This window comes from Methylotenera sp. 1P/1, assembly GCF_000384355.1.
Lineage (GTDB): Bacteria > Pseudomonadota > Gammaproteobacteria > Burkholderiales > Methylophilaceae > Methylophilus.
This window is the reverse complement of the sequence record NZ_ARWC01000001.1, coordinates 500,552-523,787: the sequence shown is the minus strand read 5'-3', so window position 1 is coordinate 523,787 and position 23,236 is coordinate 500,552. Positions and strand designations below refer to the sequence as shown.

General features: G+C 45.8%; 23 protein-coding genes. 8 read left to right on the top strand and 15 right to left on the bottom strand.

The features are described from left to right. Nucleotides 1-20: 20 nt before the first annotated feature. Nucleotides 21-428, top strand: coding sequence for a 4a-hydroxytetrahydrobiopterin dehydratase (locus A3Q3_RS0102420; protein WP_020181977.1), 408 nt, complete (start codon nt 21-23; stop codon nt 426-428). Between the two features lie 26 nt (nt 429-454). Next, nucleotides 455-1,393, top strand: coding sequence for a tRNA (adenosine(37)-N6)-dimethylallyltransferase MiaA (gene miaA, locus A3Q3_RS0102415; protein WP_020181976.1), 939 nt, complete (start codon nt 455-457; stop codon nt 1,391-1,393). A gap of 76 nt (nt 1,394-1,469) precedes the next feature. Here the strand turns inward: miaA and A3Q3_RS0102410 are convergent, their stop codons facing one another. Together A3Q3_RS0102410 and dapC are read right to left on the bottom strand one after the other, a co-directional pair. Beyond that, nucleotides 1,470-1,685, bottom strand: a complete 216-nt coding sequence (locus tag A3Q3_RS0102410) for a hypothetical protein (RefSeq protein WP_020181975.1) — start codon at nt 1,683-1,685, stop codon at nt 1,470-1,472. 222 nt (nt 1,686-1,907) lie between these two features. Further along, entirely contained in the window at nt 1,908-3,104 is a 1,197-nt protein-coding gene (dapC, locus tag A3Q3_RS0102405) for a succinyldiaminopimelate transaminase (RefSeq protein WP_020181974.1), read from the bottom strand. 14 nt (nt 3,105-3,118) lie between these two features. Here dapC and A3Q3_RS0102400 point away from each other — a divergent pair, with 14 nt between their 5' ends. Beyond that, the gene (locus tag A3Q3_RS0102400; RefSeq protein WP_020181973.1) at nt 3,119-4,018 is read left to right on the top strand and encodes a DMT family transporter; all 900 of its coding nucleotides are present in this window, start codon (nt 3,119-3,121) and stop codon (nt 4,016-4,018) included. 29 nt (nt 4,019-4,047) lie between these two features. Here the strand turns inward: A3Q3_RS0102400 and A3Q3_RS0102395 are convergent, their stop codons facing one another. The 12 genes from A3Q3_RS0102395 to A3Q3_RS0102340 form a co-directional block, all read right to left on the bottom strand. Beyond that, nucleotides 4,048-5,133, bottom strand: a complete 1,086-nt coding sequence (locus tag A3Q3_RS0102395; RefSeq protein ID WP_020181972.1) for a PilT/PilU family type 4a pilus ATPase — start codon at nt 5,131-5,133, stop codon at nt 4,048-4,050. A 51-nt stretch (nt 5,134-5,184) separates the two neighbouring features. Continuing rightward, on the bottom strand, nt 5,185-6,987 hold the full coding sequence (locus tag A3Q3_RS13525; RefSeq protein ID WP_020181971.1) for a tetratricopeptide repeat protein: 1,803 nt from the start codon (nt 6,985-6,987) through the stop codon (nt 5,185-5,187). Between the two features lie 15 nt (nt 6,988-7,002). Next, nucleotides 7,003-8,964, bottom strand: coding sequence for a bifunctional tRNA (5-methylaminomethyl-2-thiouridine)(34)-methyltransferase MnmD/FAD-dependent 5-carboxymethylaminomethyl-2-thiouridine(34) oxidoreductase MnmC (gene mnmC, locus A3Q3_RS0102385; RefSeq protein ID WP_020181970.1), 1,962 nt, complete (start codon nt 8,962-8,964; stop codon nt 7,003-7,005). A gap of 93 nt (nt 8,965-9,057) precedes the next feature. Beyond that, nucleotides 9,058-10,329: a cyclopropane-fatty-acyl-phospholipid synthase family protein gene (locus A3Q3_RS0102380; RefSeq protein WP_020181969.1), complete on the bottom strand. Its 1,272-nt coding sequence runs from the start codon at nt 10,327-10,329 to the stop codon at nt 9,058-9,060. Next, nucleotides 10,326-11,102 (bottom strand): DUF1365 domain-containing protein, encoded by a 777-nt coding sequence (locus A3Q3_RS0102375; protein WP_020181968.1) that lies wholly within the window; start codon nt 11,100-11,102, stop codon nt 10,326-10,328. Before A3Q3_RS0102375 ends, A3Q3_RS0102380 begins: the two co-directional genes overlap by 4 nt. Beyond that, the gene (locus A3Q3_RS0102370) at nt 11,092-12,345 is read right to left on the bottom strand and encodes an NAD(P)/FAD-dependent oxidoreductase (protein WP_020181967.1); all 1,254 of its coding nucleotides are present in this window, start codon (nt 12,343-12,345) and stop codon (nt 11,092-11,094) included. The genes A3Q3_RS0102375 and A3Q3_RS0102370 overlap by 11 nt, the downstream gene beginning before the upstream one ends. 21 nt (nt 12,346-12,366) lie before the next feature. Continuing rightward, entirely contained in the window at nt 12,367-13,233 is an 867-nt protein-coding gene (locus tag A3Q3_RS0102365) for an acyl-CoA desaturase (RefSeq protein ID WP_020181966.1), read from the bottom strand. A 73-nt stretch (nt 13,234-13,306) separates the two neighbouring features. Further along, complete coding sequence (locus tag A3Q3_RS0102360; protein ID WP_020181965.1) at nt 13,307-13,795, bottom strand: lipocalin family protein; 489 nt, start codon at nt 13,793-13,795, stop codon at nt 13,307-13,309. 81 nt (nt 13,796-13,876) lie between these two features. Further along, nucleotides 13,877-14,503 (bottom strand): DUF6134 family protein, encoded by a 627-nt coding sequence (locus A3Q3_RS0102355; RefSeq protein WP_020181964.1) that lies wholly within the window; start codon nt 14,501-14,503, stop codon nt 13,877-13,879. After that, nucleotides 14,493-15,269 (bottom strand): DUF1295 domain-containing protein, encoded by a 777-nt coding sequence (locus A3Q3_RS0102350; protein ID WP_020181963.1) that lies wholly within the window; start codon nt 15,267-15,269, stop codon nt 14,493-14,495. Before A3Q3_RS0102350 ends, A3Q3_RS0102355 begins: the two co-directional genes overlap by 11 nt. Continuing rightward, entirely contained in the window at nt 15,262-15,789 is a 528-nt protein-coding gene (locus A3Q3_RS0102345; RefSeq protein ID WP_020181962.1) for a DUF2878 domain-containing protein, read from the bottom strand. Before A3Q3_RS0102345 ends, A3Q3_RS0102350 begins: the two co-directional genes overlap by 8 nt. Further along, entirely contained in the window at nt 15,790-16,824 is a 1,035-nt protein-coding gene (locus A3Q3_RS0102340; protein WP_020181961.1) for a cyclopropane-fatty-acyl-phospholipid synthase family protein, read from the bottom strand. It lies immediately after the preceding gene. Nucleotides 16,825-17,215: 391 nt separating this feature from the next. Between A3Q3_RS0102340 and A3Q3_RS0102330 the strand changes: the two genes are divergently transcribed. Further along, entirely contained in the window at nt 17,216-18,997 is a 1,782-nt protein-coding gene (locus A3Q3_RS0102330; RefSeq protein ID WP_020181959.1) for a PQQ-binding-like beta-propeller repeat protein, read from the top strand. On the opposite strand, the gene A3Q3_RS0102325 is transcribed toward A3Q3_RS0102330, so the two are convergent. Next, nucleotides 18,990-19,895, bottom strand: coding sequence for an NAD(P)H-hydrate dehydratase (locus A3Q3_RS0102325; RefSeq protein ID WP_232418334.1), 906 nt, complete (start codon nt 19,893-19,895; stop codon nt 18,990-18,992). The genes A3Q3_RS0102330 and A3Q3_RS0102325 overlap by 8 nt on opposite strands. 514 nt (nt 19,896-20,409) lie before the next feature. On the opposite strand from A3Q3_RS0102325, the gene A3Q3_RS0102315 reads away from it, so the two are divergent. The 4 genes from A3Q3_RS0102315 (at nt 20,410) to A3Q3_RS0102300 (ending at nt 23,219) form a co-directional block, all read left to right on the top strand. Further along, entirely contained in the window at nt 20,410-20,640 is a 231-nt protein-coding gene (locus tag A3Q3_RS0102315) for a hypothetical protein (protein WP_020181956.1), read from the top strand. Next, on the top strand, nt 20,637-21,263 hold the full coding sequence (locus A3Q3_RS14090; protein WP_020181955.1) for a hypothetical protein: 627 nt from the start codon (nt 20,637-20,639) through the stop codon (nt 21,261-21,263). Before A3Q3_RS0102315 ends, A3Q3_RS14090 begins: the two co-directional genes overlap by 4 nt. A gap of 302 nt (nt 21,264-21,565) precedes the next feature. Beyond that, on the top strand, nt 21,566-22,762 hold the full coding sequence (locus tag A3Q3_RS0102305; RefSeq protein ID WP_020181954.1) for an SIR2 family protein: 1,197 nt from the start codon (nt 21,566-21,568) through the stop codon (nt 22,760-22,762). A gap of 109 nt (nt 22,763-22,871) precedes the next feature. Further along, the gene (locus tag A3Q3_RS0102300) at nt 22,872-23,219 is read left to right on the top strand and encodes a hypothetical protein (RefSeq protein WP_020181953.1); all 348 of its coding nucleotides are present in this window, start codon (nt 22,872-22,874) and stop codon (nt 23,217-23,219) included. Nucleotides 23,220-23,236: the final 17 nt, after the last annotated feature.

Genomic DNA, 23,236 nt, shown 5'->3' with positions numbered 1-23,236 from the left:
GTAAACGATAGGAGTCGAATATGAGTACAACAGATGAACCAGCAACCCACGAGCGTGTATATAGTGAGGCGGAAGTCACACAAAAACTTCAGTCTGACTTGCCGCATTGGTTTTTAGAAGACGGTTGGATTAGACGCAAATTTAAAACCAGTGGCTGGAAAGGCACGTTAATGGTAGTCAATACTGTAGGCCATTTAGCGGAAGCAGCATGGCATCATCCGGATTTAACGGTTTCTTATGCGTTTGTGATTGTAAAACTGTGCACACACAGCGCCAAAGGCATTACCGATAAAGACTTTGAGCTAGCGACTAAAATTGAAGAAACCATTCAATGGCAGCCCAACAAACAAGGGTTTAAAGGTCAGCCTTCTGCATTAGAAGGTACACCGAATGAAGACCCGCGCTTTAAATATATCAAATACGATTAACTCATCACCATAGATTGCTGGCCGTTATGTCCTTGTTACCTCCTGCCATTTTCTTAATGGGACCAACGGCCAGTGGCAAAACCAATGCGGCCGTATATTTAAAGCAGCACTTACCGGTAGAACTGATCAGTGTCGATTCTGCGCTGGTGTTTAAAGACATGAATATCGGCACCGCCAAACCTGAGCCGGCTGTGTTAAAGCAGGCGCCGCACTTTTTGGTGGATATTATCCCGCCTACCAGTGCTTACTCTGCCGCCAACTTTAGAGAAGACGCCTTGGCCTTGATGCATGAGATTACGGCGCGCGGCAATATCCCTGTGCTGGTCGGCGGCACCATGTTGTACTTTAAATCTTTAGTATCTGGCTTAAGTGGATTGCCAGAAGCCGATGCCACAATGCGTGCGCAAATAGATGCCGTAGCGGCTGCTATTGGCTGGCCCGGCATGCATGCTAAATTGGCGCAAATAGATCCAGAAACGGCGGCACGCTTAATGCCTAACGACATGCAGCGCATACAACGCGCACTAGAAGTCTATGCGATTGCTGGGGAAACCATGACACAACTGCATGCCAAGCAGCAGGCGCAGACATTGCCTTATCGTGTGTTAAAGGTTGCACTGATCCCCAGTGACCGCAGCGTATTACACGCGCGTATTGCCATACGTTTTCAGCAAATGCTAAACGATGGCTTGGTCGAAGAGGTGCGTGTACTGCTAGAAAAGTATCCAACACTCACCATGGACAGTACTTCAATGCGCTGTGTGGGTTATCGCCAAGTACTGGAATATATGCAGGGACAATATTCGCTGGAAGAGTTATGTGACCGAGGTATTTTTGCAACACGTCAATTGGCCAAACGCCAGCTGACTTGGTTACGCGGTATGGATGATACGCTTGCGCTAGACTGTTTGGATGCGCAACTGAATACACAAGTCATGAAGGCCGTACAAAACTTTTTGCTCTGAGTCCTTATTCTTTGAGCCTAAACGCAAAGAATAAGCGTGTTAGATTTCTGCTAACACGCCCTTTGTCATGCTTTACTCAATTAATTGGATATTTGACGACATGTAGATGGTAGCCGTGCTTTTTAATATCTGCCGTCGTTTCTGAATTCGCCTTGTAGTCAACAGCCGCTCTTTCAAAAATCAACTTGGCATAATCAGGGTCCGGTACTTCAATTTTAGAAATATCGCTATTGGCTAGTACAGAGATAAACTTGTGTGCACTACTGGCGCTTTTATAAATATCTACTTTCATGACGCTCTCCATTCAGTCGGTGTTGAGTCTTGTTGATAGAAAGTTCTAGCGAGAAGATGGAAACCATCTCCTGTCTATGAATGACAGGAGTGAACTGAGATGAGTTCCATTTAAAAAAAGAGTTGGCGAAAGTGTGAATACCTAGGCTTAGCGCAACGTAGAAATTTTTTACTAAATATACAATTAAAACAATTAATTAAATGTATTAATTAAAGTAATTTATCACTTAAATGCTTGCTGTATACGTCTACCAGCTTCTACACACTCGTCCAATGAAGCGACTAATGCCATACGGATAAAGCCTTGCCCTGGGTTAATGCCGTGCGCTTCGCGTGCCAAAAAGCTGCCAGGCAGTACGGTAATGTTTAGGTCGCGGTAAAGCGTAACAGCCACTTCCGTATCTGCTTGTTGCGTTTGTACCCATAGGTAGAAAGCGGCATCCGGCTTTTTAGTCGCCCATATTTGGTTGAGCATCGGGGTAATGGTATTGAATTTTTCAGCATATAAACGGCGGTTTTCAATCACATGCGCTTCGTCATTCCATGCGGCGATAGAAGCTGCTTGCACTGCAGGGTTCATCGCGCAGCCATGGTAGGTGCGGTAGAGCGCAAATTGCGCGATGATTTTTTCGTCTCCAGCCACAAAGCCAGAGCGCATGCCCGGCACGTTTGAACGTTTAGATAGCGAGCTGAATACCACTAAATTTTTGTAATCTCGCCCTAGTAGATGCGCTGCTTGCAAAGCGCCTAGTGGTGGATTGCCTTCTTCAAAATAAATCTCTGAATAGCACTCATCTGCTGCAATGACAAACCCATAGCGGTCTGATAACTCAAAAATCGTTTTCCATTGCGCTAAAGTCATGACTTTGCCAGAGGGGTTGCCCGGACTACATACGTATGTCAGCTGCGTACGTTGTAATACATCCGTTGGCACACTTTCAATGTCCATCACATGGTCTTGGTCTGCGTGCTCACTGGGCAATGTATTCAGAAAGTAGGGCGTAGCGCCAGCCAAAAAGGCAGCACCTTCATAAATTTGATAAAACGGGTTGGGGGAAATCACCACCGGATCCGCTTTGCTGCCGTCAATCACCACTTGTGCAAAGGCAAATAAAGCTTCGCGGCTTCCGGTCACTGGCAGAATCGCAGTCTCCGGATTGAGCGCCGGAATGTTATAGCGGCGAGATATCCAATTGGAAATCGCTTCTCTCAACGCTAAAACACCGATAGTCGTGGGATAATTGGCCAGACCTGCAATATTGTGAACAAGCGCATCTTGAATGAGTGTAGGTGTGGCATGCTTAGGCTCGCCAATCGACAAGTTAATTGCACTATAAGCTGAATTAGGGGTAATACCTTTAAACAGATCGCGTAAACGTTGGAATGGGTAAGGCTGGAGTAATTGTAAATGTGGATTCATAGGTGTGTATTATAGTGAGCAATAGCAATAATCAAAACTTTTTTGCAGTGTTTGGGCTGTTATTTGGCGCGGTATGCTGGGGCATTATCTGGTATCCATACCGTTTAATGGCAGAGGCTGGTTTTTCTGGCGTGGTCTCCAGTGTTTACACGTATAGCATCGCTATTGCGATGGGATGTGTGTTGTTTGCACGTCATTGGCGCGGCGTGCTGCAGTTACCCAAGCACGCGTTTATTCTCTGCTTTGTGGCGGGCTGGACTAACCTGAGCTATGTATTAGCCGTGATTGATGGCGAAGTCATGCGGGTCATGTTGCTGTTTTACTTATCTCCGCTGTGGACGCTGATATTGGCGCATCTCTGGTTAAAAGAGCCTATTTATCGCCAAGGCATGATTGCCATCGTCATTTCTTTGATTGGCGCGCTGGTGATGCTACATGATTTTAACAGCACAGACTGGCCGCTACCGCGCAACCAAGCTGAATGGCTGGCACTTTCTTCAGGCATTGGGTTTTCGCTCACCAATGTCATTACGCGACGCTCCACCCATTTAAGCATTGCAGCAAAATCCATGCTGATATGGGTTGGGGTAGCTGGTATGGCTTGTGTACTGCTACCAATACTCGGTCAATCTATCCCGCCGGTGACAGCATTTCATGCAACACAGTGGCAGCTCATGGTGTTGATTGCATTGCTACTGACTTCTGCGACGATTTTTGTGCAGTATGGCGTGACAAAAATGCCTGCGATACGCGCATCGGTATTGTTTATGTTTGAATTGGTAGTGGCCGCAGTTGCCTCGTATTACTTGGCTAACGAGGCGATGACTTGGAATGAATGGCTAGGCGGCGGATTGATTATTGCGGCAGCACTTATGTCTGCCATGCAACCCGAAAGTCCTGAGCCACCAAGCTAGATATTTATATTGGGCTAAATTTTTATTGGTTAAAAGCTTTTATTGCTTTCTGCAGCAAAGCGTATTTTGAGTGATAGGTCATTGCGGGAATCCGCATTGGTCAGTGCGTTTTCTTCGTCAATTTTGCCGTTGGCATACAAGCGGAACAGCGATTGGTCAAACGTATTCATGCCAATGTCGTTATTGTCCGCCATGATGTCTTTGATTTCACCCAGCTTTTGTTTTTGAATCAACTCGGCCACGTAGGGCGTATTGATAAGCACCTCGCTGGCTGCAACACGTTTTTGTGATTTTGCAGCAACTAGGCGCTGCGAAATGATGCCCACCAAATTCAAGGAAACACTGAGCAATAGCCCTTGTTTAATCTCAGGCGGGAAGAATGAGATGATGCGCTCTAGTGCTTGGTTAGCGTTATTGGCATGCAAAGTAGCCAAACATAAATGGCCTGTTTCTGCATAGGCCATGGCCAACTTCATGCTTTCCATATCGCGGATTTCACCAATCAGAATTACATCCGGCGCTTGGCGCATGGCGTTTTTTAACGCGTTATCAAAAGAGAGCGTATCTATGCCCACCTCACGCTGATTCACAATCGATTTTTTGTGTTGATACACAAACTCAATCGGGTCTTCTACCGTAATAATGTGGCCGGTAGCGTTTTCATTACGGTGATCGATCATGGAAGCCAGCGTAGTGGATTTACCAGAGCCGGTAGCACCGACCAGTAGCAACAGCCCACGCTTACGCATAATCAACTCTTTGAGTATCGGCGGTAGCCCAAGTTGCTCGAATGAAGGAATCTCGGTTTTGATATGGCGAATCACCATGGCCACTTCGCCACGTTGCTGAAACACATTGACGCGGAAACGGCCTATATCGGTTTTGCTAATGGCAAAATTGCATTCCAGCGTGGTTTCAAACTCTTTGATTTGATCGGCAGTCATCAGTGAGTAGGCAATCTCTTTGATCATGCCTGGCCCCATGATTTGCGCATTGACTGGTAAGTTTTCACCTTCAATATTGATATGAATAGCAGTATTGGTGCTAAAGAAAATATCTGAAGCGCCTTTATCCACCATAAACTTTAAGACCGGCGAAATATCAATGACAGCCATGTTGCCCCTTACACTCAAATCATCATACGGATTATTAACACTAGGTACACGTCACACATCGGGTGGCGCGCATAAATTATTATAAGCGTGAATATACGCAGTTTCTAAAGCTTGTACAAATACATCTGGGTTAAATAGCAGTTTGCGCTGTGTCATGAGCTGTTGTTTAACGGCTTTGAGCTGATCAGTATCTTGCGCAAGTGCGCGTGCGCGCTCGGCAAACTCGCTAAGCGATTGTGTTACCAGAGCATCTAAACCAAGTTGATGGAGTAGGCTAGCAGCCACTCTGGATGGAAATGTCTCGCCCATGCAAGTCAATACAGGCAAACCCATCCACAGCGCGTCGCTGGCAGTGGTGTGGGCATTGTAAGGTTGCGTGTCCAAAAATAAATCTGCATGTGCATGCCGCGCCAAATGCACTGCAATAGACACTCTTGGTGCAAATAGTATGCGTTCCGCAGCAATGCCCGCTTGGTTGGCGGTGGCAATTAAATTGGCTTTGGCCCAAACATTGCAATCGAGCAGCCACAATACGCTATTGGGTATTGCTTGCAGTAGCTGCATCCACACTGCATAGACCTCAGCGGTGATTTTAAAGGTCTGGTTAAAGCAGCAAAACACAAACGCATCTTCCGGTATTCCGAGTGCAGATTTGCTGGATGGCTCGGCAACTGGACGATGTTGATTGTTGGGCTGATAGCAGGGCAGATAGATACATTTTTCTGCGAAGTGCTCTGCTTGCGGCGCAATGGTTTCATCCACAATTACATAGTCAAAAACACTTTTTGCGCCGACCTTGCCCATACTGCCGGGATAGCCTAGCCAGTTGATGCTGATGGGTGCCGGTTTTAAAGCAACAATTGCGGTGCGGCTATGTTTGGTATACCCGGTTAAATCCACCAGAATATCTATCTGTTGTGTTTGCATCAGCTGCGCTGCTTCGATATCACTGAGCGTTTGAATATCCTCAAAGTGGTCCACGCTATGCTGTATGGCAGCGCGCTCTTGAGAATGGTCATTGGGCCCGTAGCTATAGGCAGTAATATGGAAACGGGTGTGGTCATGCGCGGCAAGTAGCTCCGTGATTAAAAAAGCCAGCGGATGCAGCCTAAAATCGGCTGCCAAGTAACCAACTTTAATGGGTTTGGCAGCTTTAAATCCTTGATGGGTAGACGGGGGCGGGGCGATATGTCCAAATTGCTGTTGCGCCCATTGGCTGGCACATTGCAGTTGCTCTTGCGCTGTAGTGCCTGGCATGGCTAAAAAAGCAAACGGCGGAATTTGCGCTTGTGGTGACTGCGCAAACACTTGGCGTAATTGCGCAATTTCCGCGTCCAAGCCTTGCCAATCGCAAATGTGCTGCTTTTGGTGAATCAAATGCGCCAGCGCATGATGCAACTGCGGGTTAATCGCCAATGCCTGCTGGTAGCAAGCAATGGATTCATCCAAGCGACCTAAATCGCGTAATACATTGCCAAGATTGTTGTGTGCGTCTGCATCATTAGGGGTTAACTTGAGTGATTGCTGATATTGTTTTGCAGCCTCATCAGGCTGGCCAAGAGCGCGTAGTGCGTTGCCTAGATTGTAATAAGCGGCTGCGTCATCAGGCGTTATGGCGATGCACTGTTTAAAATACACCGTCGCCTCTTGGTAGCGTTGCGCTGTATTTTCCGTATTGCCCAGTTGTAACAAAATTTGCGGATGATTGGGCGCCAAGCGCAATGCTTGTTGATAGCATGCGCGCGCTTTATCTGTCTGCATATCTGCCAAATATAGCCCACCCAGATCGTAATGCAGACTAGGAACGCGCGGATTATCCTGAATGGCTTGTAATAGCTGCTGAATACTTTGCATGCGCGAAAGTTTACCTTAAACAGTCAAGTTGACCAGTCGTTTTAACCCTAAATCACGCAATAAAAATCGATTAGGGTTGAGCTGTAAGGCAAGTTCAGCCTCAACAGGGTAGGGTTCCCCAGTCATCATGCAGGCTAATAGCTCTGCGCAAAGTGGGGCCGTGGTGAGGCCTTTTGTACCGTGCCCCACATGCAGATACAAGCCCGCATGCCAAGGTAATGCACTTGCATTGGTTTTGTGTTTGGGTGGCTGCTGAGATAATAATTGCGCATCCACAAGCGCGCCTACCATGGGTAGATAATCTGGCGTGGCACAACGCAGGGCAGCACGCCCAGCATGGGCTTGATGTTGCAAATCAACCAACTGTGGAGACATTTTTTTCACCATGGCCAGGTTGTGTTGGTTGTCTTCTGCACGCAGATCCAATGTCGTATCACCCACTGAGAACGTTGCGCCCAAGCAATGCTGCCCAGCGCTTGCTGGGGTAATATAGCCATCCGTACATAGCACTGTGTTTAGGGCGAGACTGTTTGCTGAGGCTTGCACGGTAGTCATTTGCCCGCGTACTGCGGTGAGTGGTAAGTGCGCTGTTTGTGTAAAGCGTAACGCATCGTTTGCGTTGGCTATTACTACCTTATCTGCAGTAATGACAGCTTGCTGCGCGTTGATGATATGCCACTTGCCATCTATCTGTGAGAGTTCAAGTGCAGACGTATCCGTGCAAAGCGTGATGTTGGGGTGCTGTATTAACGCAGCACACAATGCAGTTGGGTTGACCCAGCCGCCCTCGCTAAAATACAAGCCGGCATGCGCAAGCGGCACACCGGCCAGCTCGCTCGCTTGTGCAGACTCGACAAAACGCACAATATCCTCATTCAAGGTACGTTGCGCGATCTCAGCAATACGTGCCGATTCTTTAGCGTTAAACGCGAGTTGCAATAAGCCGCAAGCCTGAAAATTTTCTTCAGCTAAGTCTAGTTGTTTTAATAGGCGTAAGGTGTATAGATAGCTGCTGAGTGCGAAGCGATCCTGCGCGTTGGGGTGCCCGGCAAGGCGCGGATATAGCACACCCTTAGGATTGCCAGAGGCTTCTTGTGCAATTTGGCTATGCCGCTCTATGAGCGTTACATGGATGCCACGTTGGGCCAAAGCATAGGCAGTAGCGCAGCCGGCAATACCAGCACCAATTACGGCGACTGTTTGATTAAGATGTGGTGATAATTGCACTGCACCTTGGCCAGAAAATTGCCCATAGAGCATTTCACGCTTACGCCCAAAGCCGGCAGCCTTATGGGTGATAAATCCATGGTCTACCAGACTGCGTTTTACAAAACCAGCGCTAGTAAACGTTGCAAACGTGGTTTGACGATGCGATAAACGCGCCATCTGTTGATACAGTACAGGCTGCCACATGTCAGGATTTTTAGCGGGGGAAAAGCCATCTAAAAACCATGCGTCTACGGATACATTGAGTTGCGGAAGCTGGCTCGCCATATCGCCTATGGCCAGTGTGAGCAGCACGCGTCCGGAAAAGAGTGCTAATCGATGCACCCCTGCACATAAGCCACCATATTGTGCGAGCAATGCCTGAGACAGTGTTTGAAAATCTGGCCAGTTTTGATGCGCCAGCTGCATGTCCTGCCGTGTGAGTGGGTATTTTTCAATGCTGATAAAATGTAGTCTGGCATGGCTAGGCGCTGTTTCCAGCCAAAGTTTGCATGCACACAGAAAATTTAAGCCTGTGCCAAACCCAGTTTCTGCAATCGTGAATGTTGGCTGTTGCAGATGTCTCCAGCGATTTTCTAATTGATTGTGCTGCAAAAACACATAATGGGTTTCGGCAATGCCTTGCTGTGGGTGGTCTGGATCCGTCGAGAAATAGACATCATCAAAGCGTGTCGAGTAGGGCTGGCCATCTCGCCAGTCCACAGCATTGGCTTGGTCTGGCGGCGGGGGCTGATATGGCGGAGTTTGCATGGGTGCCAGTATACCAAGTACACGTGTACCTAGTACATGAACACCAAGTACATGCACACCAAGTTAACAGGCGCACTGCTATCAAACTGGTGTTTAAGTGCGTACTGTTCTGCTTCTGTTTTCCGGCTTGGCCAGCAGCAAATGTACATCACCCAAGGCGCGCTCAGTAAAGCCACCTTCGCAATAGCATAAATAGAATTCCCACATCTTAATGAACTCTTCTGAGTAGCCCAATTGGCGCACAGCGGCAATGTTTGCAAAGAAGTTTTCCCGCCACATGCGCAAGGTAGTGGCGTAGTGCGGGCCAATGTCTTCTAAATCATACAGGCGCATGTCTGTCATGCGTGTAATGCTATCCAGCATCGCTGTGTTAGACGGGATGTTAGAACCGGGGAAGATGTAACGCTGAATAAAATCGACGGATTGGATTGCGCTAGCATAACGTTGATCCGCAATGGTAATGGCTTGAATAAGCGCTAAACCATTGGGGTTGAGTAGGTTGCTGACTTTTGCAAAGTAGGTATCGTAAAACTGGTGGCCAACAGCTTCCACCATTTCAATCGAGACCAACTTATCGTAGGTGCCCGTTAAATGGCGATAGTCTTCTAACAATAAAGTGATGTTGTCTTGCAGATTAGCAGCCGCTACACGTGCTTTTGCTAAATCATATTGTTGCTTAGAAATGGTCGTGGTTGTGACTTTGCAACCGTAATGCGTAGCGGCGTAAATCGCAAAACCACCCCAACCGGTGCCAATTTCAATCACATGGTCATCGGGTTGCAAGTTTAACTTATCGCAAATGGTTTTTAGCTTGAGTTCTGAAGCTTGTTGTAGGGTGTGGGTTTCTGCATTGAATATCGCGCTGGAATACATCATGGTGTTGTCTAAAAACAGCGCGAACATGGCATTGCCTAAATCATAGTGTGCGGCAATGTTTTTACGGCTACCCTCAGTCGTATTGCTATTGAGCCAGTGCATGATTTTAAACATAGGCTTAGTCAGCCATTGATACCCACCTTCTAAGCTGTCCATCACCTGTTGATTCAACACCATCAAACGAATGACATTGGTCAGGTTGTCTGCTGTCCAATAGCCCAGCATATAGGCCTCACCTGCGCCAATGCTGCCGCCAAAGGCAATCTCGCCGTAAAATCTTGGGTCATGCACATGTATGGAGGCCTGTATTGAAGCGGGCTGCCCAAATGTATGCATTGATTCACCATCGACTAGCATAAGTTGCCCTACACGTAACTGTTGCAGGCGTTTGAGTACCTGCGTTTTGGCAACATCGGCCACCCATTTAGCTCGGCTTTTCGCTTTTAAAAGGGTGGTCAGCTTTTCTTGCGGCAGCGTGTGTGAAGTCATGATGAATGGGTATCGGGATGTGAGTAAAAAGGAACACGCTTTAACCATAGCTGCAGTGCATTCCAATAAATGGCGGCCACCACTTTGACCGTCATCAATGGGTACAACCACAGCATGCGGTTAAGGTGTTTAGACGTAAGTGCTAGACGATCCAGCGTTAATGTAGCGGAAAATATCTCTTGCCCGGCTTCAATATTTTTCATGTGTACCAGCAAGGCCTGGTCAGCGAGTTTAAAGCGCCAGTCATATTCGATTTGCATAGGCATAAAGGGCGAGACGTGAAACGCTTTGGATAGCTTAAAAGCGGTGATGGTGCCGTTATGCGTCAGCTTTGTTTCTTTCACGCCGTGGTAATCGTGCACATAAGCATAATCTTCACCCCACGGCGTATTGGTAATGTGGCTGACAATCGCTTGTAGCGTAAAGCCATCTGGCTCAAAGCAATAATAAAAACTCACAGGATTAAAGCAATGGCCAAAGTAACGCATGTTAGTGAGCAGCCTGACTGGGCCGCGCACTGCATGCCCGGTGGCTTGTTGCACTAACTGACTGATGGCTTGTTTAAGTGGCTGACTGGGGTTGCCATAATAGTCTGCGCGGTTAAACCATGCCACATTGCGTTTGCTGTAAGACCAAAAACGGTTTTCTTTAAACAAATCAGGTAATTCGTCCAAATCCAAATACATCATAAATACTTGGTATTGAAAGCCATGGCGCTTAGGCATCAAGCGTTGATGTGTGACCCAGCCTGTGTAAATCGCACTAGCTACCATGTTGAGACTGCTCAAAATGCTGTAGCGCTGCTAATGCACTTACTACGCCATCTTCATGAAAGCCATTGCGCCAATAAGCGCCTGCATAGGCGGTGCGATTGTGCCCGCTGATGTCAGCGTGTCTTGCCTGTGCCGCCGCACCTGCCACCGTGTATAGAGGGTGCATATAAGTGAGGCGTTTGATGACTTTGGCCGGGTTAATCCAATCGACATGATTCAGCGTCACTAAAATCGGCGCTTCTGATTGCAGCCCCTGCAAGATATTCATGTTATAGGTGACTTGCACCTTGTCAGATGGCTTGGCTGTGATGTGGTAGTTCCAAGCCGCCCAAGCCAGCTTGCGCTTAGGCATCATGCTGCGGTCATGGTGCAGATAAACTGTATTTTCCTGATAGGGAATCGCGCCCAATATTTCACGCTCGGCTGCCGTTGCATCCTTGCCCAGTATGGCCAATGCTTGGTCACTATGACAGGCAAAGAATACGTAATCAAAGGTTTGTTCCTCTTGCCCAACAGGTTTGACTTTGACCGTGTTTTTGAGCCTACGCACACTTTCAATCGGCGTGTTAAGTTTGATGTTAGTCTTAAAGGATGCCGTCAGTTTTTCTACATAGCTTTTAGAGCCGCCTTGTATCACGCGCCATTTGGGCCTGTTGCTCACCGTTAAAAAGCCGTGGTGATGAAAAAAACGTACGAAAAAACGCGCAGGAAAATCCAGCATCTGTGCTGCATCGGTCGACCAAACAGCAGCGCCCATGGGGATAATATAATGTTCAATAAAGGGCTGGCTATAACGGCCTTGTGCTAGATAAGCGCCCAAAGTGATTTCAGTGCCGTCATTCAATAATTCAACCGCGTGTTTATTGAAGCGCAAAATATCCAAAATCATACGGTAGAAGCTGGGTTTAAGCAGGTTTCTACGCTGCGCAAATAAGCTATGCATGCTGGTACCGTTATACTCCAATCCAGATACTTCATCGCGCACGCTAAAGCTCATATCGCTGGGTTGCCAGCTCACATTCAGCTTATCCAACAATGCAATAAAGTTGGGGTAAGTGCGGTCATTAAATACAATAAATCCGGTGTCTACTTGGTAAGGCTTGCCAAACAAGTGGATATCATGGGTGTGGGTATGCCCGCCAATATGCGCATTGGCTTCAAAAACGGTAATCTCGTGTTGTGGGTGCAGGTGATAAGCCAGCGTATTGCCGGCAATACCACTGCCAATGATGGCAATTTTCATGACTAAAACGTAATTCCTGACTTAACGATACTGTTTGGACTCTCTGATGTTATGGGGGACTTTGCGCAAATTCCAGATCAGCCCACACGCAGCTAATACACGTAAACCATAGTAGGTAAAATCAATTTCCCACCAATAAAAGCCTTGCTTTGCCGCCCCCGGATAGTGGTGATGGTTGTTGTGCCAGCCTTCGCCCAAGGTAAATAGGGCGATGATGAAATTGTTGCGGCTGTGATCGCGCGTTTGGTAGCGCCGCTTGCCCCACACATGGGCGAGGGAGTTAACGCTAAACGTGGCGTGATACAACACAACGGTAGAAATCACAAACCCCCATACCAACAGCTGTAGCCCGTTGGTGTTTAATTCTGGGGTATGGTGTGCTAACAACTCGCCTGTGATAAAAATAGCAATAGCAAGCGCAATAGGCATCAAAATATCGAAGCGGTCTAAAAACCTTAGCTCCGGAAACTGCGCCAACTCTTTGACGCGTTCAAATTTGGTTGCAAAATTGGCACTGGATAAAAACCAGCCGATATGGCTCCAAAAAAAGCCATGTTTAACAGGGGAGTGTGCATCTTGCTCTTCGTCCGAATGTACATGATGGTCGCGGTGGTGCGCAGCCCACCACAGAGGCCCACGCTGCACTGCCGTTGCGCCGATCAAGGCAAATACAAATTGACCAAAACGTGAGGTTTGAAAGGATTTATGGGCAAAGTAGCGATGGTAAAACCCAGTGATGGCAAACATACGGACTGCATATAAAGCAATTGCAAAGACAATGGCAAACCAGCTCCAACCCACCCAAAACAAGCCCAAGCAAGCAATATGCAATGCCACGAAAGGAATCACGCGCGCCCAATCAATATGATGCACGTTTGGCATGCGCATGTCAGAAGCCACTTGGTTATCAAACCAACTAAGTAGAAATTTAAAAAGCTTACTTATCCGTAGCGTATGCATATTATTCAGCCGAAGATTTAGTCGTTGCAGGCCAAGACTGCGGTACTTTTCTCAATTTTGCGGTGTCATAACCCAGTGATTTTACAAATTGCACCATCTCATCATAGTCGGAGGCCGCAATGGCTGGCGTTCTCGCCATAATCCATACATAATCACGCGCATTTCTGGCAATCACTGTGCGTTGATAGTCTTGGTCTAGGTAAGCAATACGAAAATCTGCCTTAATCGGCCAGATAAACTGCATGCCCCAAATCGCATTACCGGTATTGGGCTGCACAAAGCCTTTGGGGTGATAGGTTTTAAGCGGGCCATCGAACCCGCCTTTGTAATAGGTAAAGGTAGTGGCAATCGTACCATCTGGATTCAATTGGTAATTTTCAATCGCGTTGTAGGCTTGCGTCTCTATCATGGTGGGAATCACCGCAATCACGTACCAATCCCCCATAAATTTGGAAAGCTCAACCTGCTTCACTGGCTTTACTTCGTTCATAGCGTTTCCTGTGCAGGCACTAATACATGCTGCAATAATTAAGCAATAAATTACATTAAATAGATATTTTAAATTCATGATTTATTTAAGTTTGTAGTTAATTTCATAACCTTCTGGCGTGATGGATTTTAACGCTAACCAATCATCGTTTTGGTCATACCACACTTCAATATTGAGCTTATTTTTCCCATTCAGCGCACCCATGATCTTGTAATGCTTAGCGTCTATTGAGCGTCCTTTTACTTGAATAGTTTCATTACCCAGAGATTGAATATTGGTATCCAAATACTCAGCATTTTGCGGATTCAGTAGTTTCTTTTGCGTCAGGATTTTGGTGTTCCAGTAAGCAAATGTCATGGTGCACTCAGGCAGTTTTTGCTTGGTTTTGTTGTAGTTGACCTCAAACACACTGTCTTTGCGCTCTGCGTCTACATCCATCACAACCTTGTTTTCAACAGTGTGTGCTTTCAGCTTGGTCAAGCAATCGTTTTGCCAGGTCTCTTGTGCAGCATGTTGATAATCGTAAGCATTGATAAACAGCACTTTTACTTTGAAACTGGCTTGGCTGCTCAATTGGTTACCATCAAGAGTGAAGGTGTGCGTGCCTATCTTTTGCTTATCCAAGTACACATCAAACGACCAGTCTTTGGCGTAAGCGGGTGCATTGAGTAACAATGCGAGCGTCATCCATAGCGATTTAGTTTGCATCTTTTGGTAACCCCGGCACAAAGGCATTAGTGTTTCGAATGTAATCCAGATAAGCAGGGCGGCGCTCAGTAATTGTACTTTCCAGCAAACTGACGCCGCTGACTTTTAACAATAGGAAAGTCATTAATATAGGGGAAAGGATAGCCCACCATGCGCCTGCCGCTAATGCAAACAAGTAAAATCCCCACCATACGCAGCACTCGCCAAAATAGTTGGGGTGCCTGCTATAGCGCCATAAGCCTGTGCTTAACACTTGATTGGCATTGGCAGGGTTTGCCTTAAACTGCTGCAACTGCCAGTCTGCTACAACCTCCCAATACAAGCCAAATGCCACCAATATCAGGCCTAAATAATCCAAAGCATTAAATGATGTCTCACCATCTAACGCACCATAGATAGCAAGCGAAATGATCCAAGCCAACACGGCTTGCAGGCCAAACACGATATACAAACTTTTAAACCAAAAATTGGGTTCGTTGTTTTGACGAATCACCACATAGCGCTGATCTTCATGCCCAAAGTTGCGCCACGAGATATGCACACTCAGCCTCACCCCCCAAATACTCAGCAACGTGAGCACGACCAGTATGCGCGTGGTGAATTCATAGTTAAGCAGGGCAACCGAGTAGCCTGCCAACACAAAAAACAAGCTCCACATGCCATCCACATGGCTGACTTTGTTGGTCATTAAACTGAGCATCCAACCAAACAGTGCAAACGCACCTATGGCATACAAACTGTAAAGATAAAGTGACCAGTTAAACATGGGCATACCCATCAAATTTTTTCGAGAGATGAATCATGAGCGGCATCAATACTGCCCAGCCTACACCCAGCACAATATGGCTACTGGGCGTAATGGTGAGGGTAACAGCGCCTAACTTTTGCGCAGCAGCGTACGCCAAAGGGCCACCCATAGCGCCTAGCAACACGGCCGCCCAGCGGTAATTGCGCAGCCAGCGCATGCTGACATTCAAGGTGCTGGCAAATGCAATCCACAGACCGATAATCCACACCGGCACCAATCCAATTGACCAGCCATGCGCTTGGTATTGCACCACGCCGTGGTTTAACAACAATTGGTCAAATACAGCCCCTATGCCGCATGTCGTCAACACTAAAAGCAACTCTCTAGCTGGGTGAGGTACAAATATCAACTGCACACTGACCAAAGATACGCCGACAATAAACCCTAGCCAGGGCAATTGGTTGGCGGCCCCAATCACAAACGCTAGCCATGCCAGCTGGAACAATACAAAATTAATAATGACGCGTTGTGTGGACATTTATCTTTTCTCAAACAAATAGTGGCTGACCCACCACTCCTGACCATTGCGATAGCCAAATAGCTCAGCACAAGCCATATAGAACATACGCCAGCGGTTGCGCCATACCTCTACTTGATCTGCGCCGTAGGTGTTGGCAAATATCGGTGTAATCTCGTCATGATGCTTATCCATGTTGTCTAGCCAAGCGTTTGCAGTTTTTTCGTAATGTGTACCGTCCCAGCGCCAACGATTAATCAAACGCATATGGTCTTGAAAATACAGAGGCAAATCATCACTGGGCATCATGCCGCCGCTAAAAAAATACTGGCTCATCCAATCATTTGCATCTTGCACATCAAATGCATAAGGGGTGCTGCGATGCACAAATATATGCTTGAAAAACTTGCCTTTTGGTTTGAGCCAACTGGCCACTTTGCCGTACAGTACTTGATAGTTGCGCATATGTTCAAACATTTCTACCGAGACAATGCGGTCATAATGCGCGGGCGCTTCAAACGTATTCATATCTGCAGTCAGGATAGTGAGATTGGTAATCCCCCGTGACTTTGCGGTTGCAGTAATGTATTCACGTTGGGAGTTAGAATTGGAAACACCGGTGATGTTGGCATTCGGATATTTTTCTGCCATCCATAATGAGAGCGAGCCCCAGCCACAGCCTAGCTCTAATATGGTTTGCCCATCTTGCAAGTCCGCATGGTCGCAGGTCTGGTTTAGCGCCAACACTTCCGCTTCATCTAACGTGCTGGTATCGGCCAGCCAAAAGCAACTGCTGTATTTGCGTTGTGCGCCTAAACAGTAATGAAAAAATGCTTCTGGTACTTCGTAATGCTGTGCGTTGGCCAATTCTGGCATAGGCGCAATCTGTGCAGAGGCACGCATACCGACAATAAACTGCGTCAAATGCGCCATCGATACCTCGCAGTCTTGCGCATTGATATCTTTAAGCCTTTGCTCGGTAAGTAAACGAATGCCTTTACGCACCAATGTGTCTGGAAGTTTGCCGGCTTCTGCCAGCTTGATTGCTAAACTCATGAATTCAAGCCTTTTTTTGATGTTGGTTATATATAGCTTCACTAGAACACGACACGCATATCACTGGCTTCTATCAATTACCTGCTTATTTTGTGCTACGAAAAATATTAGCTTACACATGATAGGGTAGATTACCATGCACAATGTTAATTAGCGCATTAACTAAATATATTTTGTAAATATTTTGCTTTTGGCAAAAATAGTGCGCAGCAATTGCATGTAGTTTTCTAATGTGCCTGTTTGTCTATCATCCACCCAAATTTGTTCCTGTGATGATGCATATATAAAAAAACCAAGCACTTTACAACAAGAATTCAAAATGCATAGGCAACTATTAACAAACATTATTTTTAGTATATACTGCTCTGTATACACATGGTGAAAGTGAAAAATGAAAACCAATCGTTGTTTAAATACTGTTGCATCTACAGTGGCTTTGTTAGTCTTAGTCTCTTGCGCATCATCCAACAAGTCATCCACTTCCAATCGAGATGACTGGCCAAGCTATGGACGCGATTTAACCAGCCAACGGTTTTCACCAGCCAACCAAATTAACACACAAAACGTGCAAAAACTGGCAGAAGCTTGGCGCTACAAATCTGGCATTAGCGCTACATTTCAGGCCACACCCATTGTCCAAAACGGGGTGATGTATTTATCCCTACCTTATAACCATGTGGTGGCACTGAATGCTAAAACCGGTCAGGAGCTATGGCGCTACACCCACGATAGACGCAAGGACTGGCAAATGTGCTGTGGGCCTGCTAACCGTGGCGTAGCGGTAGCCAATGGCAAAGTATTCATCGGCACGGTAGATGCACGACTGATTGCACTCAACGCGCAAACCGGCACAAAAGAGTGGGATATTGATGTAGTAGAAAACGCCATCGTGACCGAAGGGCAAGATGCATTGGACAAAAATGATCCAAATAGCGCGCGCAAAGTCACCGGCGGTACTGGGATTGGCATTGCCATGGCACCAGTGGTATATAAAGGCAAAGTGATTGTAGGCATTACCGGGGTAGGGTATGGCCTGCACATTGATAACCCACGTGAAGATGCGCCTTTAGGTGCGGTCATTGGGGTAACAGGGCGGTTTGGACGGCCAGGCTTTCTTGCCGCTTATGATGTGAATAATGGCAAGCGTGTGTGGCAGTTTGATACCATTCCTGCGCAGGGCTGGGAAGGTAAGTTTACAGAAACAAGCGATGACGGCACAAGCTTTAACCGCGATATTGCGCAAGAAAAAACCGAATTAGCCAAATATCCGGATGCCTCCCGTTTCGGCGGTGGCTCGGCATGGAGCACGCCAGCCATTGACTCTGCAACCAATACTTTGTATTTCGGCACAGGTAATCCATCGCCACAAATGAACGATATTTCACGCCCAGGCGATAATCTATATACCGTCTCGTTAATTGCACTTGATACCGAAACCGGCAAGCTTAAATGGCACTACCAGCAAGTACCACATGATTTATGGGGTTACGACTTAGCAAGCCCGCCAGTATTGTTTAACTACGCTTGGCAGGGCAAAAAAATACCTGCGGTGGGGCAAGCCAGCAAAACAGGGTGGTTTTTCATTCATGATCGTGCCACTGGTCAATTGCTGAAAAAAACCGACGCATTTGTACCACAGCATAACCTATTTAAAAAAGCGACATTTGAGGGAACCGTCGTCTATCCTGGCATCTTAGGCGGCGCTAATTGGTCGCCAGTGAGTGTGGATGAAGCGCATCAGCGTGTATTTGTGGCAGCGATTCATGCGCCTATTAAATACACCTTACATGAATCTCCCGGTAAAGACGGCAAACCTGCGATCCGTTATGCTGCTAGCGAACCAACCAATGACCCACGCTGGGGCTTGCTCTCTGCGATTGATTTAGTATCGGGCAAAGTGCTGTGGCAAGTTAAAACCGCACAGCCTTTAATTGGCGGAGTGTTAGCAACCGCTGGAAACTTAGTATTTACAGGGGAGGGCAATGGTCAATTCAATGCCTACCATACGCAAACAGGCGAGCTATTGTGGCAAGGCAAGTCTGATGCGGGCGTAAATGCACCCCCTATCACCTACACCGTGAACGGGCAGCAGTATATTGCTGTGGCAAGCGGCGGCAGTTCTATCTTTGGCTATAAGCAGGGGGATGCAGTCACGGCTTTTGCCATTAAATAGGGTCGTTTTCACACCAGATATTTAATAGCTGCCGTGCTTTAAGTGCAACTTCAGAAGCGGTAAGCCCAATAGGGCCGGTACCACTCGCTACCAAAGCATCAGCAGCGGCACCATGTACATACACGCCTAACTTAACAGCCTCAATAGGGGGCATGCCTTGCGCTAACAAGCTCCCTATCAAGCCACTTAACACATCCCCAGTACCACCACTGGCCAAGCCAGGGTTGCCAGTAGGGTTAGTCCAATAGTGCCCATCTGCATCGACACATATACTTTCAGCACCTTTTAATACACATATGCCATGCACTTGTTTAGCCAATGCCAGCGCACTGGCAATGCGGTTGTTTTGTATATGTGTAATGTCTGTATTCAATAAGCGAGAAGCCTCACCCGGATGTGGTGTAATAATAGTAGGGGCCTCACGTAGCTTAATTGCTTCGGTTAAAGAAGTATGTACGGCCAGCAAATTTAGCGCATCTGCATCCAACAGCAGTGGCTTAGCTTGCTGTAAGCAAAACGCAACCCACGCAATGGCTTGCGCCGATTGTCCCAAACCCGGACCAATCACATAGGCATCAATCGTGCTCGCTAATTCAGGCAATTTATCAAAGCTGCGGTACATCACCTCTGGGTACATCATATCCACTGAAGGCGCAACGTTGCTTGCCATAGCACAAGCATAAGTACGGCCTGCACCACATAACAGCGCAGAGCGAGTAGCTAGCAATAATGCGCCCAGCATGCCATCCTGACCACCCAACACTACCAAGCTGCCATGGCTACCTTTGTGCGCATCTATTTTTCGCTGAATGTGCTCCGTTGCTAAATCGCTTAACTTTAAATATTTTTTTTCTAATGTCATGCGGATACTGGCGTTTTTGTAGAGACTTATCATCATAGACCGAAGTCTAGTCCAAAAGTACTATGGCAACTTTTGATAATGACGAATATGCTTCAAACGCTAAAAACAACTAATAAAATAAGTCACTTTATAATTCAAACGTGAATGATTTCTTGAGACTGTAAATGCCTGTTTATGTACATGTAATTGTAGCAATCATCTTTATTGCATTTCTTTATTGTCTACGTATTGTCTATGTGGGTTTGCGAGATAAGTATTGGCAGCGCAGGTACCAAAAGCTATTAGCCAAGAGAAATGCGGTTGCAGATAATATTGACGACTTCAAATGGAATCCATTATTAGATACCGACGATGTAGACGCTCAAAAAATTAGAGAGTATCTAAACTCAAAAAAATAGCACTAATTAGCAAGAAGAGTTATTTAGCATGTTTTGTTGTGATTTTTGTATTTGCCAAGTGCTGAGTTAGCTGAATATGGATATAAACTTAATTTAACATAATATACATTATGCGAAGTTAAATAATTGGCGTGTGACTCAAGGAGTCAAGTATGTCACACACAATAAATGTCGAAGCCCTTCACAGCTTCACACTCTCTCATGAGCAAATAATTCATATCGCAGCATCGTTAGCATCGGACATTGGCTCCGCCAGTGATTTCATGCCAGATGATTTTCTACTTCGCCATCACGCGTTGTTAGAAATGTTCATGAGTCTGCTAACAACCGAGGAAAAAATCAGAGTCATTAAGCCCGTTCCATATCAAGGAGCACTTCAATGACTAATTTTTCAGAAAAACCAAAAAGGTCAAAAAAAGGCACTACTTTAGGCTCGTTAAAATCACCTCGGATATACATAGACCCCAATGACTTCTATTTAATGCGTCGTAGAGCGTGCCTTACAACTTTAGAGGCTTCTAAGCTGCTAGACGTGACGCATAAGACCTTGCAGAACTGGGAAAAAGGGCGCGTGCGCATCCCCTACACCGCTTTTAGGACTTTAAAGGTAAAAGTAGGGTATGTATTCAACGATGAGCACTTTCAAGACTGGTTCGTGCGTGACGACACATTGTGGTCACTGGAAGGCAGAGGTTTTAAAGCGTATGAGCTTAGATACATTGGAAACTACTTTTGGATGGCCAACCGTTGGCTCGCTGAGCGAAGGGCGGCTAAACCCCAAAACCAACCCCTATCATCTGAAGTTCTTAATATCGAGCGTGGAGCGGCAAGTAACGGCTCCCCTACGCTGCGCGCAGGTACCCTGCCGTTAGGCGGCGCCGCCCCGCTCCATGAGCAATTGCAAAAGCTCGATGCGTCGCATGGTCTGCAAGATAGGCCACCTCTCTTTGAGAAGTTCCTACGAGAGCTCGGTATAACAGATGACATTGGAAATTATTTCCGATAGTGCTACATTAGGGGAAAATTTAGTGGTGATTTGGGTTGCCATCCCCTACCCTAAATTGGCTGTAACCCGTATGAATGCTTGTTTCAGCCATATTTAAAACGCCCTGTGGATAACTTTTGGTACTTTTTGCTCTGTTTTGCACTATTTATTCACGTGGTGAAAATGGCTGTAAGCCAATAGATGTAATGGTTTCAGAGGTTTTTATATAATTTTTAGTAGCGTACTTATTGCTCATATATGAGCGATACTTTACGTGTAACTAGCACGTAAAGTTTTTCTATATCTAGTTTAGGCACAATCTTATGAGTGAAAACGTTATTGTTTTAGGTGCTGGTTTTTCATATGACGCAGGTATTCCTTTACTAGGCAATTTCATAGAAAGAATGTGGGAATACTCCATACGAGGTAAAGCTGGGAGCGTGACGTTAAACTATGAAGAGCAAAAAATATTACAAGAAGCGCTAAAAATTAGAAGCGAGATGGATGGCTATCATGGAAGAGTCGCTTTTGATGATAGAAACATAGAGGACATCTTATCGATGTTAGCTTTCAACTTAATGGAAGGAAAAACATCGGATAGGAATAAACTTAATACATTCATAAGTGCAATTTCAACGACTATTGAATTAGCTTGTAATGTTAATCATCCTGGCATACCTAACGATGGAAGATATAGTGCCATTTCTGAAGGTAATGAGGTTTATCGAAGTTTCTGGAAAGCATTATTCAAAAGATATAAAGAAGAAAAAACATTACCAACAATAATTACGTTTAATTACGACTTGGTTTTGGAAAGGTCTTTATTTCAGGTTCTAATCAATAAAAATTACAATGACCACTCTGATCGATGCCCATTTAAAGCATTAAAAATTGATTATCAATACCCATATTTTCCAGCTCAACAGTATTTAGTTGAATATACGACATATGGTTATGGCTCTGACCGAGGTACAGTTATAAAGCCTTACGAGTTTAAAGTTGATGAATGTGCAAGCATTGAAATACTAAAATTACATGGCTCACTAAACTTTCCAAATTCAAAATCGAAATCGGATAGTCTGCCACTTTCGCCAACAGGCGTAATCGACTCACCTTACATTCTCCCTCCTGTTTCAAATAAGCAGTCAAACGGTAATGGAAATCAAACATGGAAGACCGCTTTACAAAGACTTAGAGAGGCAAAGAATGTGATTTTTGTTGGATATAGCTTGCCTAAGACAGATATGTATATGCAGTTTTTTCTGAAAGCTGCCTTAGGTCCGAATCAAGAGCTTAATAGATTATTTATATTCGACCCTGTGCTTTGGAAAAATACTGCTGAATCTGAGGATATGAAAAGAAGGTATGAAATGTGTTTTTCTGAGCAATTAAGAAATAGGATTGTATTTAACCCAGAAGTAAGTGGTGGGTTTGCACACCGTAGCTCTGGGAATCTAAATGGAACTACGGCACACTTCGTAAACACTCTTGAAGACGAGCCAAATAAAATATTATTTTAGAAAAGGGACTCTCTTAAATGAGGCGCCTCCCGCAAGCGGGCGCCCTCCTCATTTAAATTGCCTATTACTTTTAAGTATTAGGTGAAAGTCAAAATAAGAAAGAATAAAAATGAAATACTTTATTACGATAGTAATTGGGGTGGGGTTGGTGATGATGCTACATGCAGCGAGAGTCAAGACTGTTGAACATGTGACTGGTGATTACTTTGAACGAATACAAAAAACAACAACTGATATGCAGATAAAGCTTTTAGAGAGGCAAGAGAAAGCTAAAGCAGATGCGTATAACGCTGAAAAAGTAAAAGTGCTGATAAAAGCAAGAGATGCAAAAACGTGCATGAAAATGCTGAATACAAAGGTTATTGATAACGAAGTGGTCGAATGCAACAAAGATCATTATGTTGAAGTAAGACGTGATGAAGTAGAAAGCTTCAAAAAAAATATAGGGCAACGCTAGATTGATTGGACACTTAA

Coding starts and splice junctions, on each gene's coding strand:
- A3Q3_RS0102395 (WP_020181972.1), bottom strand. CDS start 5,133: ATGGCTGTCATTGATATTTCGCCGGTCTTAAAGTTTATGGTGGATAAA.
- A3Q3_RS0102375 (WP_020181968.1), bottom strand. CDS start 11,102: ATGGTAGCTAGTGCGATTTACACAGGCTGGGTCACACATCAACGCTTG.
- miaA (WP_020181976.1), top strand. CDS start 455: ATGTCCTTGTTACCTCCTGCCATTTTCTTAATGGGACCAACGGCCAGT.
- A3Q3_RS0102365 (WP_020181966.1), bottom strand. CDS start 13,233: ATGCGCATGCCAAACGTGCATCATATTGATTGGGCGCGCGTGATTCCT.
- A3Q3_RS0102380 (WP_020181969.1), bottom strand. CDS start 10,329: ATGACTTCACACACGCTGCCGCAAGAAAAGCTGACCACCCTTTTAAAA.
- A3Q3_RS0102340 (WP_020181961.1), bottom strand. CDS start 16,824: ATGAGTTTAGCAATCAAGCTGGCAGAAGCCGGCAAACTTCCAGACACA.
- A3Q3_RS0102410 (WP_020181975.1), bottom strand. CDS start 1,685: ATGAAAGTAGATATTTATAAAAGCGCCAGTAGTGCACACAAGTTTATC.
- A3Q3_RS0102345 (WP_020181962.1), bottom strand. CDS start 15,789: ATGTCCACACAACGCGTCATTATTAATTTTGTATTGTTCCAGCTGGCA.
- A3Q3_RS0102315 (WP_020181956.1), top strand. CDS start 20,410: ATGTCACACACAATAAATGTCGAAGCCCTTCACAGCTTCACACTCTCT.
- dapC (WP_020181974.1), bottom strand. CDS start 3,104: ATGAATCCACATTTACAATTACTCCAGCCTTACCCATTCCAACGTTTA.
- A3Q3_RS14090 (WP_020181955.1), top strand. CDS start 20,637: ATGACTAATTTTTCAGAAAAACCAAAAAGGTCAAAAAAAGGCACTACT.
- A3Q3_RS0102330 (WP_020181959.1), top strand. CDS start 17,216: ATGAAAACCAATCGTTGTTTAAATACTGTTGCATCTACAGTGGCTTTG.
- A3Q3_RS0102305 (WP_020181954.1), top strand. CDS start 21,566: ATGAGTGAAAACGTTATTGTTTTAGGTGCTGGTTTTTCATATGACGCA.
- A3Q3_RS0102420 (WP_020181977.1), top strand. CDS start 21: ATGAGTACAACAGATGAACCAGCAACCCACGAGCGTGTATATAGTGAG.
- A3Q3_RS0102370 (WP_020181967.1), bottom strand. CDS start 12,345: ATGAAAATTGCCATCATTGGCAGTGGTATTGCCGGCAATACGCTGGCT.
- A3Q3_RS0102325 (WP_232418334.1), bottom strand. CDS start 19,895: ATGATGATAAGTCTCTACAAAAACGCCAGTATCCGCATGACATTAGAA.
- A3Q3_RS0102355 (WP_020181964.1), bottom strand. CDS start 14,503: ATGCAAACTAAATCGCTATGGATGACGCTCGCATTGTTACTCAATGCA.
- A3Q3_RS0102350 (WP_020181963.1), bottom strand. CDS start 15,269: ATGTTTAACTGGTCACTTTATCTTTACAGTTTGTATGCCATAGGTGCG.
- A3Q3_RS0102360 (WP_020181965.1), bottom strand. CDS start 13,795: ATGAACGAAGTAAAGCCAGTGAAGCAGGTTGAGCTTTCCAAATTTATG.
- A3Q3_RS0102300 (WP_020181953.1), top strand. CDS start 22,872: ATGAAATACTTTATTACGATAGTAATTGGGGTGGGGTTGGTGATGATG.
- mnmC (WP_020181970.1), bottom strand. CDS start 8,964: ATGCAAACTCCGCCATATCAGCCCCCGCCGCCAGACCAAGCCAATGCT.
- A3Q3_RS13525 (WP_020181971.1), bottom strand. CDS start 6,987: ATGCAAAGTATTCAGCAGCTATTACAAGCCATTCAGGATAATCCGCGC.